The following is a 15,223-nucleotide window of genomic DNA, read 5'->3' as shown; positions in this document are numbered from 1 at the left end:
TAACTAACTGAGATCACTCAACGGGTTGATTAGCGGGAGGATCAAAGCGTTTACCGGCCAGCCACGTCGTAATATTTAGTATGCATAGCACCAAACCGGCCATTGCCACACCATACCAGCCCGCATGTTGGTATGCTGCTGCTGAAATCAGCGAACCTAACGCCCCACCGATAAAGTAAGTGGTCATATAACCGGCGGTTAAGCGATTTCTGGCTTCCGGCATCATGCGATATATCACGCTCTGATTGGTGACATGCACCCCCTGAACCGCCAGATCCAACACCACAATGCCGATAATCAGCGCGATGATGGAATGCTGCCCCAGGGCGATAGGTATCCATGACAACAGCAGTAATCCCAAACCAACACTGGTGGTGATGCGGGCTTTACCTTTATCCGCCAATTGGCCAGCTTTGGTCGCCATCAACGCGCCAGCAGCACCGACCAGGCCAAATAGCCCGATAGTAGCTTCTGAATAGCCGAAGGGGGGAGAAGCCAGTAAGAAGGCCATCGACGTCCACAATACACTAAAGTTGGCAAACGAGAGCGCGCCGAGCAAGGCACGGGTGCGCAGCACTGGTGTGCGAATAAACAGCGAGAATATCGATCCAAGCAGTTGGCCGTAATTTAAACCGGTATGTTGTTTATAGCGCGGCAGGTAGCGCCACAATACCAATGCCATGACGAACATCAGCGCGCTGGCGACCCAATAAATGGTGCGCCAACCGCCAATGGAGGCCAGTGCTCCTGCCACGGTTCGTGCCAGCAAAATCCCCAGCAGCAGGCCACTCATAATAATACCGACCACCTTGCCGCGTTTTTCCGGCGCAGCCAGAGTGGCCGCCAGTGGCACCAGTAATTGTGCCACCACTGAGAACAAACCAGTGAGCGCGGTGCCAACAATCATCATAGTGAGGTTTTGTGACATCGCGGTAATCAGCATGCCGCCAGCGGCCAGCAAGGTCATGCCCACAATCAGCCCACGGCGTTCAAACATATCCCCTAGCGGCACCAGGAACATTAATCCCACGGCATAGCCCAACTGGGCCGCAGTAACGATAAACCCAGCCTGATTGACCGAGAGATTAAAGGTTTGTGCGATGGTTTCCAGCAGTGGCTGGGCATAGTAGTTGCTGGCAACAGCCAGTCCGGTTGCGACCGACATCAACACGATCAATGCCGGACTTAACCCGGAGTTTTCAGCTTTTTGTGTCATAAGGAATTATTCTGAATTGATAAGAGCGACAGTATTAGATAATTAGGAATGATAAACCAAGGGATAAATTTTATCTCAGTTCAGTTCAGATCGGGTTTTAGTTGATATTCGATCGGTGATCACTTTGCTTCAACCAAGCAGGCTAATCGAACCGTGGCCGACGGGCTCCCGAATGACAGATTTAGCACTCAGCATGAAAATTATCTTATTACTGCGGTGGGCTTGTGTGCTATTTTCCGCAAAAATGCTTATGCTGAAACGATAGTTTCATTGGCCGGAGAAGGGTATGAAACAGATTGATGAACGTTTGCGGGCACATTATGCGCAATTGACCCCGCAGGAGCAGCGCGTTACTGATTTTATTTTTGATCATTTTGACGACCTGATTAGCTATAACAGTGCTGAATTGGCGCGCTTGAGTGGGGTGTCTAAAGCCACGGTTAGCCGGCTGTTTAAGCGCCTGGGGTACGCCAGTTACCGGGAAATGCGTGAAGAAGTACGCACCTTGCGTCAAAGCGGTATGCCATTGACCGATAGCCGTGATGCGGTACAAGGGAACACCTTGCTGGCGCGCCACTATAAGCAAGAAATGGCGAATTTAACGCATTGGGTGAGTCAGTTGGATAGCCGTCAGTTAGCCGAGGTTATCGATGCGATGATACATGCGCCGCGTATCTTATTGTTGGGGCTACGAAACAGTTACCCGGTTGCTCTGCATTTACGTCAACAGTTGTTGCAGGTGCGCCAGCACGTGCAGTTGGTGCCGCAAGCGGGGCAGACGCTGGCAGAGGAGTTGGTGGATGTCACGCCGCGTGATTTAGTTATGGTGGTGGCATTTCGCCGCCGGCCAAAAGTTATCCGCGAGATCCTACTACAAATGCAGGTACAAGGCGTGCCGACGCTGCTGATTTGTGAGCCGCAGGCTCAATCAATATTGTCGTTAGCACGTTGGCGGTTGACTACGCCGCTCGACAGCGTATCGGCTTTTGATAGCTACTCTTCGGCCATGAGTCTGGCAAATTTACTGAGTAATGCTTTGTTGCATGAAATGCTCGCACAGGGGCGTCAGAGAATTCATCAAATCGCTGATTTATATGATGCTTTAGGAGAGTTAGAGCAACGGTAGTTTGTTCGCCCGATAGGTCAAAAGGCTATTGTTTAGTTTAGTGTCCGAAGGGGTTAACCCTCTTCTGGCTGTTGCGGCAGCTTATGTCACTTTCACCTCCCGGCGGCGCGCTAACGCCTTCTTTTTATCAATTAATGCACTTTTGTGGTGCGTTTTGATTGTTGATTTGCACCTTGATTGTGAGTCCTTCCCTTCGATTTATTCCTTGTGATTCGTGTAGTGAGCCTAAATATGGGCCTCTCGTCATAGGTTATCATTGGCACAGTAGTTGCAACGATGGTTTCAGTATTTGCTTTTAAAGAATCCATCGTTTCATTACTGAGTTAGCGGAGATATGCTATGAACATGAAAAAGCGGATGTTGGCCTTGCTGGGTGCTGCACTGATATGGGTTCAGGCTCCTTCGGTGTTAGCCGATCAGTTAGAGCAAATTCAGCAGCGTGGTGTGTTGCGGGTCGCCGTTCCACAGGATTTCCCGCCATTTGGCTCGGTTGGTACGGATCTTCAGCCGCAGGGTTATGACATCGATATGGCGCATTATTTGGCCGATAAGATGAAACTAAAGTTGCAACTGGTGCCGGTGACCAGTGCCAACCGAGTGCCTTATCTGCAAACGGATAAAGTGGATTTAGTGATTTCCAGCTTGGGTAAAAATCCTGAACGGGAAAAAGCCATCGCATTTAGCCGTGCCTATGCGCCGTTTTTCTTGGGTGTATTTGGTGCTAAAGACGATGCACTGAAGCAACCAGAACAATTGGCAGGTAAAACGGTGGGGGTAACCCGTGGTGCAGTGGAAGATATGGTGCTGAGTGAGTTAGCCCCTAAAGATGCTCAGATTAAACGCTATGAAGATAACAACACTACGCTGTCAGCCTACCTGTCTGGTCAGGTGAATTATCTGGCGACGGGCAATTTGGTGGTCAGTGCACTGGTTCGCCAGAATCCAACCCAGGCACCGGTGGCGAAGTTTATGCTGAAAGATTCACCGTGTTATATCGGTTTACGTCAGGGAGAACCGGCTCTGAAAGCCAAAGTGGATGCACTGATTGGGGAAGCATTGCAGGATAACACGCTAAATGGTTTGTCCGAGAAATGGTTGAAGGCGCCGTTACCGGCTGATTTGGGTGCATAACAGGAGCTGGCTATGACCTATCAGCTTAATTTCTCTGCTTTGTGGCCTTATCTGCCTGAACTATTGTCGGGCCTGTTGACCACCATTGAGCTGACGGCTATGGCCACCCTCGGCGGTATTGCGCTGGGGATAGCGGGAGCCGCAATTCGCTGTGGTGACAGGGTTATATTGCGCCGGATATGGGGCGGTTATGTAGAAATTGTGCGTAATACCCCATTCGTGGTGCAACTGTTTTTTATTGTGTTTGGTTTACCGGCACTTGGCTTGAAACTTAGCGCCGGTCAGGCAGCCTTACTGGCGATGACTATCAATCTGGGCGCTTATAGCACGGAGATTATTCGTGCCGGCATTCAAGCCAGCGCTAAAGGCCAGTGGGAGGCGGGCCGGGTATTAGGGTTACGCCGTAGTCAGACTTTTTTCCGCGTGATCCTACCGCCGTCGTTACAGCGCATTTATCCGGCGCTGGTAAGCCAGTGCATTATTGTGATGCTCGGTTCTGCGGTGGTATCGCAGGTGTCATTTGAAGAGCTGACATTTGCCGCCAACCTGATTCAGTCGCGCACCTTCCTCAGTTTTGAGGTCTATCTGGTGACCACCTTGCTCTATTTGTTGTTAGCCATCGCAATGCGCCAATTACTGCTGGCGGTTGGCCGTCGATTCTTTGGGAGCCATAACTCATGATGTTTACTGACTGGGATATCATCCGTAACTTGTTATTGGCCGCCCGCTGGACGCTGTTACTGTCACTAACGGCCTTTTTCGGCGGCACATTAGTGACATTACCATTGATGTTGATGCGCTTGAGTCGTTGGTGTTGGGCTGCTCGTTTTGTCCGTTTATATACCGAATTGTTTCAGGGCACGCCGTTGCTGATGCAACTGTTTCTGGCCTTCTTCGGCTTAGCGCTGTTGGGTATTGATGTTAGCCCGTGGGCGGCTGCGGCGATGGCTTTGACACTGTTTACCAGTGCCTTTCTGGTGGATATCTGGTGTGGCAGTATTGCCGCGTTGCCGAAAGGCCAGTGGGAGGCTTCCCGCTGTCTGGGCCTGAGTTTCAGCCAGACGTTATTGCGGGTGATTGTGCCGCAGGCGATGCGTATCGCAATTGCACCGACCGTGGGTTTCTCGGTGCAGGTTATCAAGGGCACAGCACTGGCATCGATCATTGGTTTTGTCGAATTAACCAAAGCGGGCACCATGCTCAATAATGTCACTTATCAGCCGTTTAAAGTTTTTGGCTTAGTGGCGCTGGGCTATTTCCTGATGTGTTATCCGTTGTCGCGTTACAGCCATTATCTGGAGAGGAAATTCCATGCCGCTGATCACCATTAATCAGGTTCAAAAATACTATGGCCAGAACCATGTACTTAAAGGTGTAGATCTGGATATCGAGATGGGCGAAGTGATCTCGATAATTGGCCGCAGTGGTTCAGGTAAAAGTACCTTATTGCGTTGTATCAACGGGCTGGAGGGATATCAGGACGGCAGTATCAAGTTGGGCGGTATGACGGTAACGGATCGTGATTCGCAGGCGCGGGAGATTAGCCGCTCGGTAGGCATGGTGTTCCAGAATTTTAATCTGTTCCCACATATGACAGCATTGGAGAATGTGATGCTGGCACCGCGTCGGGTACTGAAAAAGAGCACGACCGCGTGCCGTGAACTGGCGGCGTTGATGCTGGAAAAAGTTGGGCTGGCAGACCGGCTCGATTATTACCCGGCTAATCTTTCCGGTGGGCAGCAGCAGCGTGTGGCGATTGCCCGTGCGCTGGCGATGCAGCCGAAGGTATTGCTGTGCGATGAGATCACCTCGGCTTTGGATCCTGAGTTAGTGGGGGAAGTGTTGAAAGTCCTCGAACAGTTGGCGGCAGAAGGTATGACACTGATTCTGGTGACCCATGAGATGAATTTTGCCCGTGAAGTGGGTGACCGGGTGGTGTTTATGCATCAAGGGCGGGTGTGGGAGCAGGGCGAAAGTCGCGCCTTATTTGCTAATCCACAAACTACTGAATTAAAACAGTTTATATCATCGGTCCGTGGTTTGTAGGCCACATTTCACTGAATTATTTAAGGATGGAGATTTTCTATGTCGGCAATAAACCCTAACCCGCTGTTTTGTCAGATTAACCCACCGGCACGGTTGCTGATGGGGCCGGGGCCGATCAATGCCGATCCCCGGGTATTGCGGGCAATGGCCAGTCAGTTGATCGGGCAATACGATCCGGCGATGACAGAGTATATGAATCAGGTGATGGCGCTATATCGTGGGGTTTTCCGCACTGAGAATCAGTGGACGATGTTGATCGATGGCACCTCTCGTGCGGGTATTGAAGCGGTTTTGCTGTCGGCCATCCGCCCTGGCGATAAAGTTCTGGTGCCGGTTTTTGGCCGTTTTGGTCACTTATTGTGTGAAATTGCCCGCCGTTGCCGGGCCGAAGTCCACACTATCGAAGTGGCGTGGGGCGAGGTATTCAGCCCAGAAATGATTGAAGATGCTATCAAGAAAGTGCACCCACGGCTGCTATTGACGGTGCAGGGCGATACCTCAACCACCATGTTGCAGCCGCTGGCTGAGTTGGGCGAGATCTGTCGCCGCCATCAAGTGTTGTTTTATACCGATGCGACTGCATCGCTGGGGGGGAACCTATTGGAAACTGACGCCTGGGGGTTGGACGCGGTATCTGCCGGGTTGCAAAAGTGCCTTGGCGGGCCATCAGGCAGTGCTCCGGTAACCCTCAGCCCACAATTCGCTGAGCAAATTCGGCGGCGCAAATGTATTGAGCAGGGGATCCGTACTCAGGATCATGCTGATGGCGACGAAGAGATGATCTATTCCAATTACTTTGATTTGGGCATGATCATGGATTATTGGGGGCCGGAGCGCCTGAATCATCATACCGAAGCCACCAGTATGTTGTTTGCGGCACGGGAATGCGCACGAGTAATACTGGAAGAGGGATTGGATAACGGTATTGCCCGTCATGCTTTGCATGGTGCAGCGTTGTTGGCGGGCATTCAGGGAATGGGGCTGGCGGTGTTCGGTGATATGAAGCACCGCATGAACAATGTGTTGGGGGTGGTTATTCCGACCGGTGTTCCTGGTGAGCAAGTGCGGCAACTGATGCTAAATGATTTTGGTATCGAGATTGGTACCTCATTCGGGCCGTTAAATGGCAAAATTTGGCGCATCGGCACTATGGGATATAACGCGCGTAAAGATTGTGTGATGCAAACGCTGGTGGCATTGGAGGCGGTATTAAACCGTTTAGGTTTTGCCACGGTTCAGGGCAACGGATTGCAAAGCGCGTGGAATGTCTATCAGGCTGAGAGTGATAAACCAGTTATTGATCCACTAAACGGAGCGAACTGATGGCTGTTACCCTGCCGGATGCCGAGGCAGAGCAGGCTGCATTACGGGTCTTGGCCCGTTGTGATGTGCTGGCGGCAATCAGTGAATCAGCGGATGCGCTGACGCGGGTGTACCTGTCTCCTGAACATTTGCGGGCAAATCAGCAAGTGGGTGAATGGATGCAGGCGGTCGGGATGCACGTCTGGCAGGATGCAGTTGGTAATATTTGCGGCCGTTATGAAGGGCTGCAACCTGATGCGCCGGCCCTATTGTTAGGCTCTCATCTTGATACGGTGCGCAACGCCGGCCGTTACGATGGTATGTTAGGTGTATTAAGTGCGCTAGAAGTGGTGGGGTATTTGTATCGTCAGCAGCAGCGGCTGCCGGTGGCCATTGAGGTGATTGGTTTTGCCGATGAAGAGGGTACGCGCTTTGGTATTACCCTGCTGGGTAGTAAAGGTATCACTGGGTGCTGGCCGGCCGATTGGTTGAGTAAAACTGATGCTGAGGGTGTCAGTGTGGCGCAGGCCATGGAGAACCTTGATTTTGACCCCGCGGCTATTGTCAGTGCGCGACGTGAGGTGAGTGATTTTTGTGCTTATCTGGAGCTGCACATTGAACAGGGGCCGTGTTTAGAAAAGGCCGATTTGGCATTGGGCGTGGTGACGGAAATCAATGGCGCGCGCCGTCTGAATTGCCGATTTATTGGCTTAGCGGGCCACGCTGGTACGGTGCCGATGGGGCAGCGGCAAGATGCATTGGCCGGTGCGGCACAATGGATTGGTGTCGTTGAACAGTTGACTGCTTGCTATGGTGAACATTTAGTGGCGACAGTTGGAACACTCAGTTGTTCGCCAGGTGCTGTGAATGTGATTGCCGCAGAGGTGGCTCTGACGCTGGATATTCGTGGCCCGCAAGACTGTCACGTGGACCAGTTACTGGCCAGTTTGTTGGCGCAGGCGCAAGTGATAGCAGCACAGCGCGGCCTGACTTTTTCATCAGAAGAGTTTTACCGTATCAGTGCTACCGAATGTGATATGGCTTTGCGCCAGCGAATCAACGCCAGTATTGATCGGGTACAGGGGCGCTCATTATTGCTGCCTAGTGGTGCGGGGCATGATGCCATTGCTGTTGCTGAGTGCTGGCCGGTAGGGATGTTGTTTGTGCGCTGCAAAGGAGGGGTAAGCCATCATCCTGATGAATCCGTCACGCATAGTGATATTGCGCTAGCCATTCAGGCTTATCTGGAAACGGTGCTATCCTGGCAACGGGTTTAATACACTGGGGGAGCACTTTTGCGGTACGGCTCCCCCTGGTTTTACCTTTACAACAATAAAAAATCATCAACATCGCGCCATGCCGGAAAGGCTTCGCGATAGCTCTGCAATGTTTCTAAAGACAACTCAGCATCCAGTTGCACAGCCAGTCCCGGTTCTGCTTGCGCCAACACCTCGCCTTGAGCATCCAGAATCACACTGTCGCCCTGATAGTGATGGCCGTTATCATCATCGCCGACCCGATTACATCCGGCGACGTAAGCCTGATTTTCTATCGCGCGCGCTGTCAGTAAACTTTGCCAGTGTTTGGCGCGGGGAGCAGGCCAGTTCGCGACATAGAGTGCTAAATCATAATCTTGCAAATTGCGTGACCACACCGGAAAGCGCAGGTCATAGCAAACTTGCATCAAAATTCGCCAGCCACGCCATTCCACCACCTTGCGCTCTTTGCCCGCTTGATAGTGGTGGTGCTCACCGGCCATGCGGAATAAGTGGCGTTTGTCATAATGATGAACGCGCCCATTCGGTTCAACCAGCAGGAAGCGGTTCACCGCACCCTCGGTGGTTTTCAGCGCCACACTGCCGCCAATCAGGGCATCAGTAACTGTGGCCCAATGGCGTAACCAGTTGATGACCTCACCTTCTGATAATGCATTTTCAGCCGCATTCATGGCAAAACCGGTGGTAAACATCTCTGGCAACACAATCACATCACGCTGCCGGAGTGGCTCCAACAGCATGTCAAAATGGCGCAGATTTGCCTGTGCATCCAACCATACCAATGGCTGTTGCAACAGGGTCAGTTTTAAAGTTGACACAATCGCTCCGCAGCAGCATCCAGCGTGGCATCCTGTTTGGCGAAGCACAGCCGGATCAGTTTATGGGGGAACGGGCCTTCACAAAATACCGATAACGGTATCGCTGCCACGCCGACATGTTCGGTTAACCATTGGCAGAATTCAACATCATCAAGATCAGAAACCGCGCTGTAATCGGCCAACAGGAAATAGGTGCCTTCACTCGGCAGAATTTTCAGGCGGCTGGTGGACAGCGCATTGACGAAGCGATCACGACGGGCGCGATAAAAATCGGGCAGTTGCTGCCAGTGCTCTGGTTGGGCATTGAGCATATCCGCCAATGCGAGCTGAACCGGCGTGCAAACCGAAAAGGTCAGATATTGATGAATTTTACGCACTTCGGCACTGATAGCGGCGGGGGCGATGCAATACCCCACTTTCCAACCGGTCATATGGAAGGTTTTGCCGAAAGAGGACACTGCAATGGCGCGTTGGCGCAGGTGCGGATGAGCCAGCACACTAGCATGGCCTGCGGCGCTAAAGCAGATGTGTTCGTACACCTCATCGCTCAGCACATAGATATTACGTTCAGCAATCACTTGCCACAGTTGTTCAAAGTCTTCCGCCCGCCAAACAGTCGCTGAAGGGTTATGCGGCGTATTGACGATAACCAGACGAGTACGTTCAGAAACCAGATCAGCAAATTCAGACCAGTCGGTGGCGAATGTCGGGGGTTTTAGTGCTATGCGCTTGAGTATGCCGCCCGCCAGTTTAACTACCGGTGCATAGCTGTCGTAACTGGGATCAAAGCAGATAACTTCGTCGCCTGGGCGCACCAGGGCGGTAATGGCGGCAAACAGGGCTTCGCTGGCACCGGTAGTGATGGTGATTTCGCTGTCGGCATCGGGCTGCCAGCCGTAGATTTTAGCCGTTTTCTCCGCAATTGCATTGCGCAGCGGTGCCACGCCGGTCATTGGGGCATATTGGTTTGCACCTTGACTGACATGATAGGCCAATTGCTGTTTCAAATAGTCTGGGCCATCAAAATCGGGGAACCCTTGCGATAAGTTAATCGCTTGGTATTTTTGCGCCAATGCACTCATTTGCGTAAAGATTGTGGTGCCTTGTGCCGGCAATTTACTGTCTGGAATAAAGGATAAAGTGCTCATGGCAGATGAATACTCCTGGCGCTGTATGTTGCCGTCAATATAACACGATGTTAAGATTTGGCAATCAAGACGCTTAGATGTTTAAACGGCTAAATGCCGTAATTTGCTAAGCATAGATAAAAATGTACTAAGGCTGATCGTTGGGCAAATTGCGGTTGCTAAATGTGATGACCCACCTACACCACAACAGGGATATGCAATGACAGAAAATGTACAACTTGGCGCGCTGTTAGCCGCCTGCCACTGGATCGGGGAGAAGGGCTGGTGCCCAGCGACCGGTGGTAATATGTCCCTGCGGCTGGACTCGACTCATTGTCTGGTTACTGAATCAGGTAAAGATAAAGGCAGCCTCACCGCTGACGATTTTCTACTGGTGGAAACCGCCAACAACCATGTTCCAAGTGGGCGCACACCCTCGGCAGAGACCGGGCTACATACCTTGCTTTATCGTCTGTATCCAGAGATCAATGCGGTGTTACATACTCACTCGGTGAATGCCACCGTGCTATCTCGGGTTGAGCGTAGCCATGAATTAGTATTGCAAGGTTATGAAATGCAGAAATCACTGTCGGGTCAGCGTAGCCATTTGGATGCGGTTGCCATCCCTATTTTTGATAATGATCAGGATATTCCGGCGCTAGCCCAACGGGTTGCCGCACTGGCAGATAATAACCCGCTACACTACGGATTCTTGGTGCGCGGTCATGGCCTGTATTGCTGGGGAAATAGCGTGGTGGAAGCCCGTCGTCATCTGGAAGGGCTGGAATTCTTGTTCCAGTGTGAACTGCAACGCCGCTGGTTTGATCTCAATCCTAACGTGGGGGCTAAATGATCCAGGCTATTGTTACCGATATTGAAGGCACCACTAGTGACATCCGCTTTGTCCATCAGGTGCTGTTCCCCTATGCCCGCGAGCGACTGACGCCCTATTTGCGTGCACATCAGCAGGATGAAGAGATTGCCGTAGCGCTAACCAGTCTGCGCCATGAGCTTGCACAGCCGGGTGCTGATATTGAAACATTGATTACCGCGTTACATGGTTTTATGGATGAAGACCGTAAATCCACGGCGTTGAAAGCGATTCAAGGCATTATCTGGCGCACCGGTTATCTGCAAGGGGACTTTCGTGGTCATCTTTACCCAGAAGTGGCCCGGCAATTGGCCGACTGGCAGCAACAGGGTTTGGGGTTATATGTCTACTCTTCTGGCTCGGTTGCTGCGCAGAAACTGTTGTTTGGTTACAGCGATGCAGGGGATTTACGCCCGCTATTCAGTGGCTATTTTGATACCCATGTTGGGGGAAAACGTGAGGTGAGTTCTTATCAGAATATTGCTAGTCAATTAGCTATCGCCCCACAAGCACTGCTGTTTTTATCTGATATCCGCCAGGAGTTGGATGCCGCGCAACTGGCGGGTTGGCAAACTTGCCAACTGATTCGCGACTTACCTGATAACGAAAGCCGCCACCCACAGGTGAGCCGTTTTGATCAAATCGTTTTGGAGGATTTTACAGCATGAGCGGATTAACGATTTTTAGTGATGAGCAGCCGGAACAACCGCTGTGGCAAAGCCGTGATGCTGAAGAGATCCAGCAGCAACTGACTGCTATTGGTGTGCGCTTTGAGCGCTGGCAGGCAGATCGTGAACTGGGTGAAAATCCACAGCCGGAGGCGGTGATTGCAGCTTATCAACATGAGATTGACCGGCTGGTGGCGGAGAAGGGTTATCAGAGTTGGGATGTGATTAGCATGCGGCCTGATAACGCTCAGCGGGAAGTGTTGCGTGAGAAGTTTTTATCAGAACATACCCACGGCGAAGATGAAGTGCGCTTTTTCGTTGCAGGGGCAGGGCTGTTCTGTTTGCATCTGAACGGTAAAATTTATCAAATACTTTGTGAAAAGAATGACTTACTTTCTGTCCCTGCCGATACTCGCCACTGGTTTGATATGGGGTCTGCACCGAATTTCACGGCTATTCGGGTATTTGATAATCCTGAGGGGTGGGTGGCACATTTTACTGGCGATAAGATAGCCGATGCTTATCCACGTTTGGATTGATCACCTTCGTACTTTAAGCCGCAGCTAACACCGCTGCGGCTTCAATTGCTTTGGGGATAAAATTACAAACATTGCTCATTCTTAGCTTGGAAGAAGCCTGCCGCCACTTGTTCTGGGCTAATGACGCCGCTGTCTAATACCCAACCACTGATCAATGCCGCCGGTGTGACATCAAATGCCGGGTTATACACAACGGCATCTTCTGGTGCCCAATGGCAACTGCCAAAGCTGCCTGAGACACCGGTCACTTCACTGGCGGCACGCTGCTCGATTGGGATCGCTGCACCATTCGGGCAGTTTGGATCGTGAGTGGTGTGCGGAGCGGCAACATAGAACGGAATATTGTGATAGTGGGCCAACACCGCCAAACTGTAAGTGCCTATTTTATTTGCCACATCGCCGTTGGCGGCAATGCGATCCGCGCCGACCCAGATAGCATCCACTTTGCCCTGAGCCATCAGGCTGGCAGCCATCGAATCACAAATCAATTGATATGGAATACCTAACTCACCTAACTCCCAGGCGGTTAAGCGGCCGCCTTGCAGCAAAGGACGGGTTTCATCAACCCACACCTGGTTAATCTTACCTTGTTGATGGGCTTTTAATAATACGCCGATAGCGGTACCAATGCCCGCCGTAGCGAGCCCACCGGTATTACAGTGGGTTAGCAAGTTACTACCCGGTTTAACCAGTGCCGCCCCATGCCGGGCAATGCACTCACACAATTCTCGGTCTTCATCTACCAGATGTAGCGCCTCGCGAGCCAGGCTATCGACCCAGTTGGCTTGTAGCAAAGCCTGCTGCATCCGTGCCAGATTATTCATCAAGTTGACTGCCGTCGGGCGGGATTCACGCAGCGCGATGAGTGCCTGCTCAAGTTGAGCTTGCGGCAAACCACGTTCTGCCAGCAAAGCCAATAATAAACTTGCTGACAGTCCAATAAGCGGCGCGCCACGCACTCGCAATGTCTGGATATGGCCAATCAGTAATTCTACCGTATCAGCTAATAGCCACTCCTGACGCTGTGGTAATGCTTGCTGATCGAGTATCCAGAGCTGGCTATCGATAATTCTTAAGCTGGTGGTTTGTAAATCGAGCCTGTTAAGCGTCTGCATTGTCAGTTAAATCCATGTTGCGTTATTGCATCTGGTTTCTTATTCTGCCAACATATCTTATGGATGTGTAGACGTCTATATGGTTTTACGCCTAAATACGGATTTTTTTGCTCTAACAGAGAATAATTTCACAGCTAAGCAAGTAGTTGGCGGTGAGTGAACCAGAATCGGGTAAAGAATAAAGAGGTCGAAGATGTCGCGCTACCATACATTTACTGCTGCGGATGCTGTTGAATATGCTCGCCAATTTGGTCAGGTTGCTGATCCACTGACCTTAGTGACGGCCGATGAAATCGGGGATGGCAATCTTAATCTGGTGTTTAAAATCCGTGATGCGGCCGGCGTCAGTCGGGTGATTGTCAAACAGGCACTGCCTTATGTGCGCTGTGTTGGGGAGTCTTGGCCGTTGACCTTGGATCGCGCCAGAATTGAAGCGCAAACCCTGTTAACACACAGTCAATTCTGCCCGCAACACACGGTCAATGTGTTGCATCACGATGCTGAATTGGCGGTAATGGTGCAAGAGGACTTATCTGATCACCATATCTGGCGCAGTGAATTGCTGGCAGGTAAACACTATCCGCAAGCGGCGGGACAACTGGCTGAATATTTGGCGCAAACCTTATTCCATACCTCAGATTTTTATCAGTCAGCACAAGCTAAAAAAGCGGCAGTGAGCTGCTATACCAATCCAGAGTTGTGCCAGATTACTGAGGATCTATTCTTTACTGACCCTTATATTGATCATGAACGTAATAATTTTGATCCGGCATTACTCCCTGATGTACTGGCTCTGCGCCAGGATAATGCTCTCAAGGTGGCGGTGGCCTCACTTAAACATCGCTTCTTGAGTAAGGCCGAAGCATTGCTGCACGGGGATATTCATAGCGGTTCTATCTTCGTTGCTGAGGGGCGTTTGAAAGCTATTGATGCCGAATTTGGTTTCTATGGCCCAATCGGCTTTGATGTGGGTACCGCACTAGGGAATTTGCTGCTCAATTACTGTGGACTACCCGGCCTGGCCGGCCCACGTGATGCCGCAGCCAGCCGCGAGCAACGGCTGAAAGATGTGCATATTATCTGGCAAACATTTTCCAGCCGTTTCGTGGCGTTAAGTCAGGAGAAAACGCAGGATTTGGCCTTAGCGACCGAAGGATATGTACCACAGTTCCTGCAACAGGTTTGGCAAGACGCGATAGGGTTTTGTGGTACTGAATTAATTCGGCGTACCATTGGCCTGGCACATGTTGCTGATCTGGATAGTATCGCTGATGAAGAGATGCGCCGGGAATGTCAGCGTCATGCGTTGAGTTTGGGGCGTAGCTTGATATTGGCCGCATCACACATTGATAACATTGATAATTTGATTGCTCGCATCAGGCAGAATGGATAGCAAAAATTATTCATGGTACCAGGTGATGGTCTGAACCAGAATATAGTGACCCCGTTAAGTAATGCGGGGTTTTTTATTATTTAAATTACTATATAAATTATAATTATAAATAGCATTGTTCATATTTAAGTGATTAACGGGTATTTAGGCTGTTTTAAAATACGATTAATGTTTTTTATTGTCATTATTAGTGTTCCATGTGGCTTATTATTTCTTTCGATGTAATTGTAGTTGGTGTTATTTGGGTGGTTGGCTATTATTTTAATGTGTGTTTTCATTTGGTTAAGTTATTACTTTACTTCCTATTTAAATTATAATTACTTTGATTGTTTATTTGTATGTGAATCTATTATTGTTTCATGTCGATAATGAAATATCTACCATAAATAACTATTTGTTATAAATATGAGGGGGATATTAGTCTGAACCAACAGAGGTTACTCTTTGGGATGTTGGTATTTATTAATTAGCCATGCCATTTTACATTCTATTTTATATTTATTTAATCATGTTATTAACTTGCTAACTAAAATCAACTATGTGGGCCAGTATTAAATGACGGAGGTTATTATTATTTAAACTGGCGTTATCATC

15 protein-coding genes are annotated in these 15,223 nt (G+C 50.4%); 11 read left to right on the top strand and 4 right to left on the bottom strand.

What is annotated here, in order from left to right; all coding sequences use genetic code 11:
- Nucleotides 1-13: 13 nt before the first annotated feature.
- Nucleotides 14-1,216, bottom strand: coding sequence for an MFS transporter (locus V1956_RS20735; RefSeq protein ID WP_372558131.1), 1,203 nt, complete (start codon nucleotides 1,214-1,216; stop codon nucleotides 14-16).
- Between the two features lie 286 nt (nucleotides 1,217-1,502).
- On the opposite strand from V1956_RS20735, the gene V1956_RS20730 reads away from it, so the two are divergent.
- From V1956_RS20730 to hpxK, 7 genes are all read left to right on the top strand, one after another.
- A complete protein-coding gene (locus tag V1956_RS20730; protein WP_442825611.1) occupies nucleotides 1,503-2,342 on the top strand; it encodes a MurR/RpiR family transcriptional regulator in 840 nt (279 codons plus the stop codon).
- A gap of 339 nt (nucleotides 2,343-2,681) precedes the next feature.
- The gene (locus V1956_RS20725) at nucleotides 2,682-3,473 is read left to right on the top strand and encodes a transporter substrate-binding domain-containing protein (RefSeq protein ID WP_372558133.1); all 792 of its coding nucleotides are present in this window, start codon (nucleotides 2,682-2,684) and stop codon (nucleotides 3,471-3,473) included.
- Nucleotides 3,474-3,485: 12 nt separating this feature from the next.
- On the top strand, nucleotides 3,486-4,154 hold the full coding sequence (locus tag V1956_RS20720) for an amino acid ABC transporter permease (RefSeq protein WP_083160181.1): 669 nt from the start codon (nucleotides 3,486-3,488) through the stop codon (nucleotides 4,152-4,154).
- On the top strand, nucleotides 4,151-4,804 hold the full coding sequence (locus V1956_RS20715) for an amino acid ABC transporter permease (protein ID WP_372558134.1): 654 nt from the start codon (nucleotides 4,151-4,153) through the stop codon (nucleotides 4,802-4,804). The genes V1956_RS20720 and V1956_RS20715 overlap by 4 nt, the downstream gene beginning before the upstream one ends.
- Nucleotides 4,785-5,519, top strand: a complete 735-nt coding sequence (locus tag V1956_RS20710) for an amino acid ABC transporter ATP-binding protein (protein WP_420074579.1) — start codon at nucleotides 4,785-4,787, stop codon at nucleotides 5,517-5,519. The genes V1956_RS20715 and V1956_RS20710 overlap by 20 nt, the downstream gene beginning before the upstream one ends.
- A gap of 39 nt (nucleotides 5,520-5,558) precedes the next feature.
- Nucleotides 5,559-6,842 carry a pyridoxal-phosphate-dependent aminotransferase family protein gene (locus tag V1956_RS20705; protein ID WP_372558136.1) on the top strand — a complete coding sequence of 428 codons (1,284 nt, stop codon included), beginning with the start codon at nucleotides 5,559-5,561 and terminating at the stop codon, nucleotides 6,840-6,842.
- Nucleotides 6,842-8,098, top strand: coding sequence for an allantoate amidohydrolase (gene hpxK / locus V1956_RS20700; RefSeq protein ID WP_442825610.1), 1,257 nt, complete (start codon nucleotides 6,842-6,844; stop codon nucleotides 8,096-8,098). Before V1956_RS20705 ends, hpxK begins: the two co-directional genes overlap by 1 nt.
- 47 nt (nucleotides 8,099-8,145) lie before the next feature.
- Here hpxK and V1956_RS20695 read toward each other — a convergent pair whose 3' ends face one another.
- The gene (locus tag V1956_RS20695) at nucleotides 8,146-8,916 is read right to left on the bottom strand and encodes an amidohydrolase (protein ID WP_372558138.1); all 771 of its coding nucleotides are present in this window, start codon (nucleotides 8,914-8,916) and stop codon (nucleotides 8,146-8,148) included.
- Nucleotides 8,904-10,064 (bottom strand): pyridoxal phosphate-dependent aminotransferase, encoded by a 1,161-nt coding sequence (locus tag V1956_RS20690; protein ID WP_420074581.1) that lies wholly within the window; start codon nucleotides 10,062-10,064, stop codon nucleotides 8,904-8,906. The genes V1956_RS20695 and V1956_RS20690 overlap by 13 nt, the downstream gene beginning before the upstream one ends.
- A 199-nt stretch (nucleotides 10,065-10,263) precedes the next feature.
- On the opposite strand from V1956_RS20690, the gene V1956_RS20685 reads away from it, so the two are divergent.
- The 3 genes from V1956_RS20685 to V1956_RS20675 are packed head-to-tail and all read left to right on the top strand — an operon-like array spanning nucleotide 10,264 to nucleotide 12,121.
- A complete protein-coding gene (locus V1956_RS20685) occupies nucleotides 10,264-10,896 on the top strand; it encodes a methylthioribulose 1-phosphate dehydratase (RefSeq protein WP_442825609.1) in 633 nt (210 codons plus the stop codon).
- Nucleotides 10,893-11,582, top strand: coding sequence for an acireductone synthase (mtnC, locus tag V1956_RS20680; protein ID WP_372558141.1), 690 nt, complete (start codon nucleotides 10,893-10,895; stop codon nucleotides 11,580-11,582). Before V1956_RS20685 ends, mtnC begins: the two co-directional genes overlap by 4 nt.
- On the top strand, nucleotides 11,579-12,121 hold the full coding sequence (locus tag V1956_RS20675; protein ID WP_083160165.1) for a 1,2-dihydroxy-3-keto-5-methylthiopentene dioxygenase: 543 nt from the start codon (nucleotides 11,579-11,581) through the stop codon (nucleotides 12,119-12,121). Before mtnC ends, V1956_RS20675 begins: the two co-directional genes overlap by 4 nt.
- Nucleotides 12,122-12,183: 62 nt before the next feature.
- On the opposite strand, the gene mtnA is transcribed toward V1956_RS20675, so the two are convergent.
- Nucleotides 12,184-13,236, bottom strand: a complete 1,053-nt coding sequence (gene mtnA / locus V1956_RS20670; RefSeq protein ID WP_420071337.1) for an S-methyl-5-thioribose-1-phosphate isomerase — start codon at nucleotides 13,234-13,236, stop codon at nucleotides 12,184-12,186.
- A 193-nt stretch (nucleotides 13,237-13,429) separates the two neighbouring features.
- On the opposite strand from mtnA, the gene mtnK reads away from it, so the two are divergent.
- On the top strand, nucleotides 13,430-14,629 hold the full coding sequence (gene mtnK, locus V1956_RS20665) for an S-methyl-5-thioribose kinase (RefSeq protein WP_372558144.1): 1,200 nt from the start codon (nucleotides 13,430-13,432) through the stop codon (nucleotides 14,627-14,629).
- Nucleotides 14,630-15,223 lie beyond the last annotated feature (594 nt).

Source organism: Yersinia sp. 2540 StPb PI, from assembly GCF_052217165.1.
In the GTDB taxonomy this organism is placed as follows: Bacteria; Pseudomonadota; Gammaproteobacteria; order Enterobacterales; family Enterobacteriaceae; genus Yersinia; species Yersinia enterocolitica_E.
Note: the sequence above shows the minus strand (reverse complement) of the source record. Positions and strands in the feature narration are given on the sequence as shown.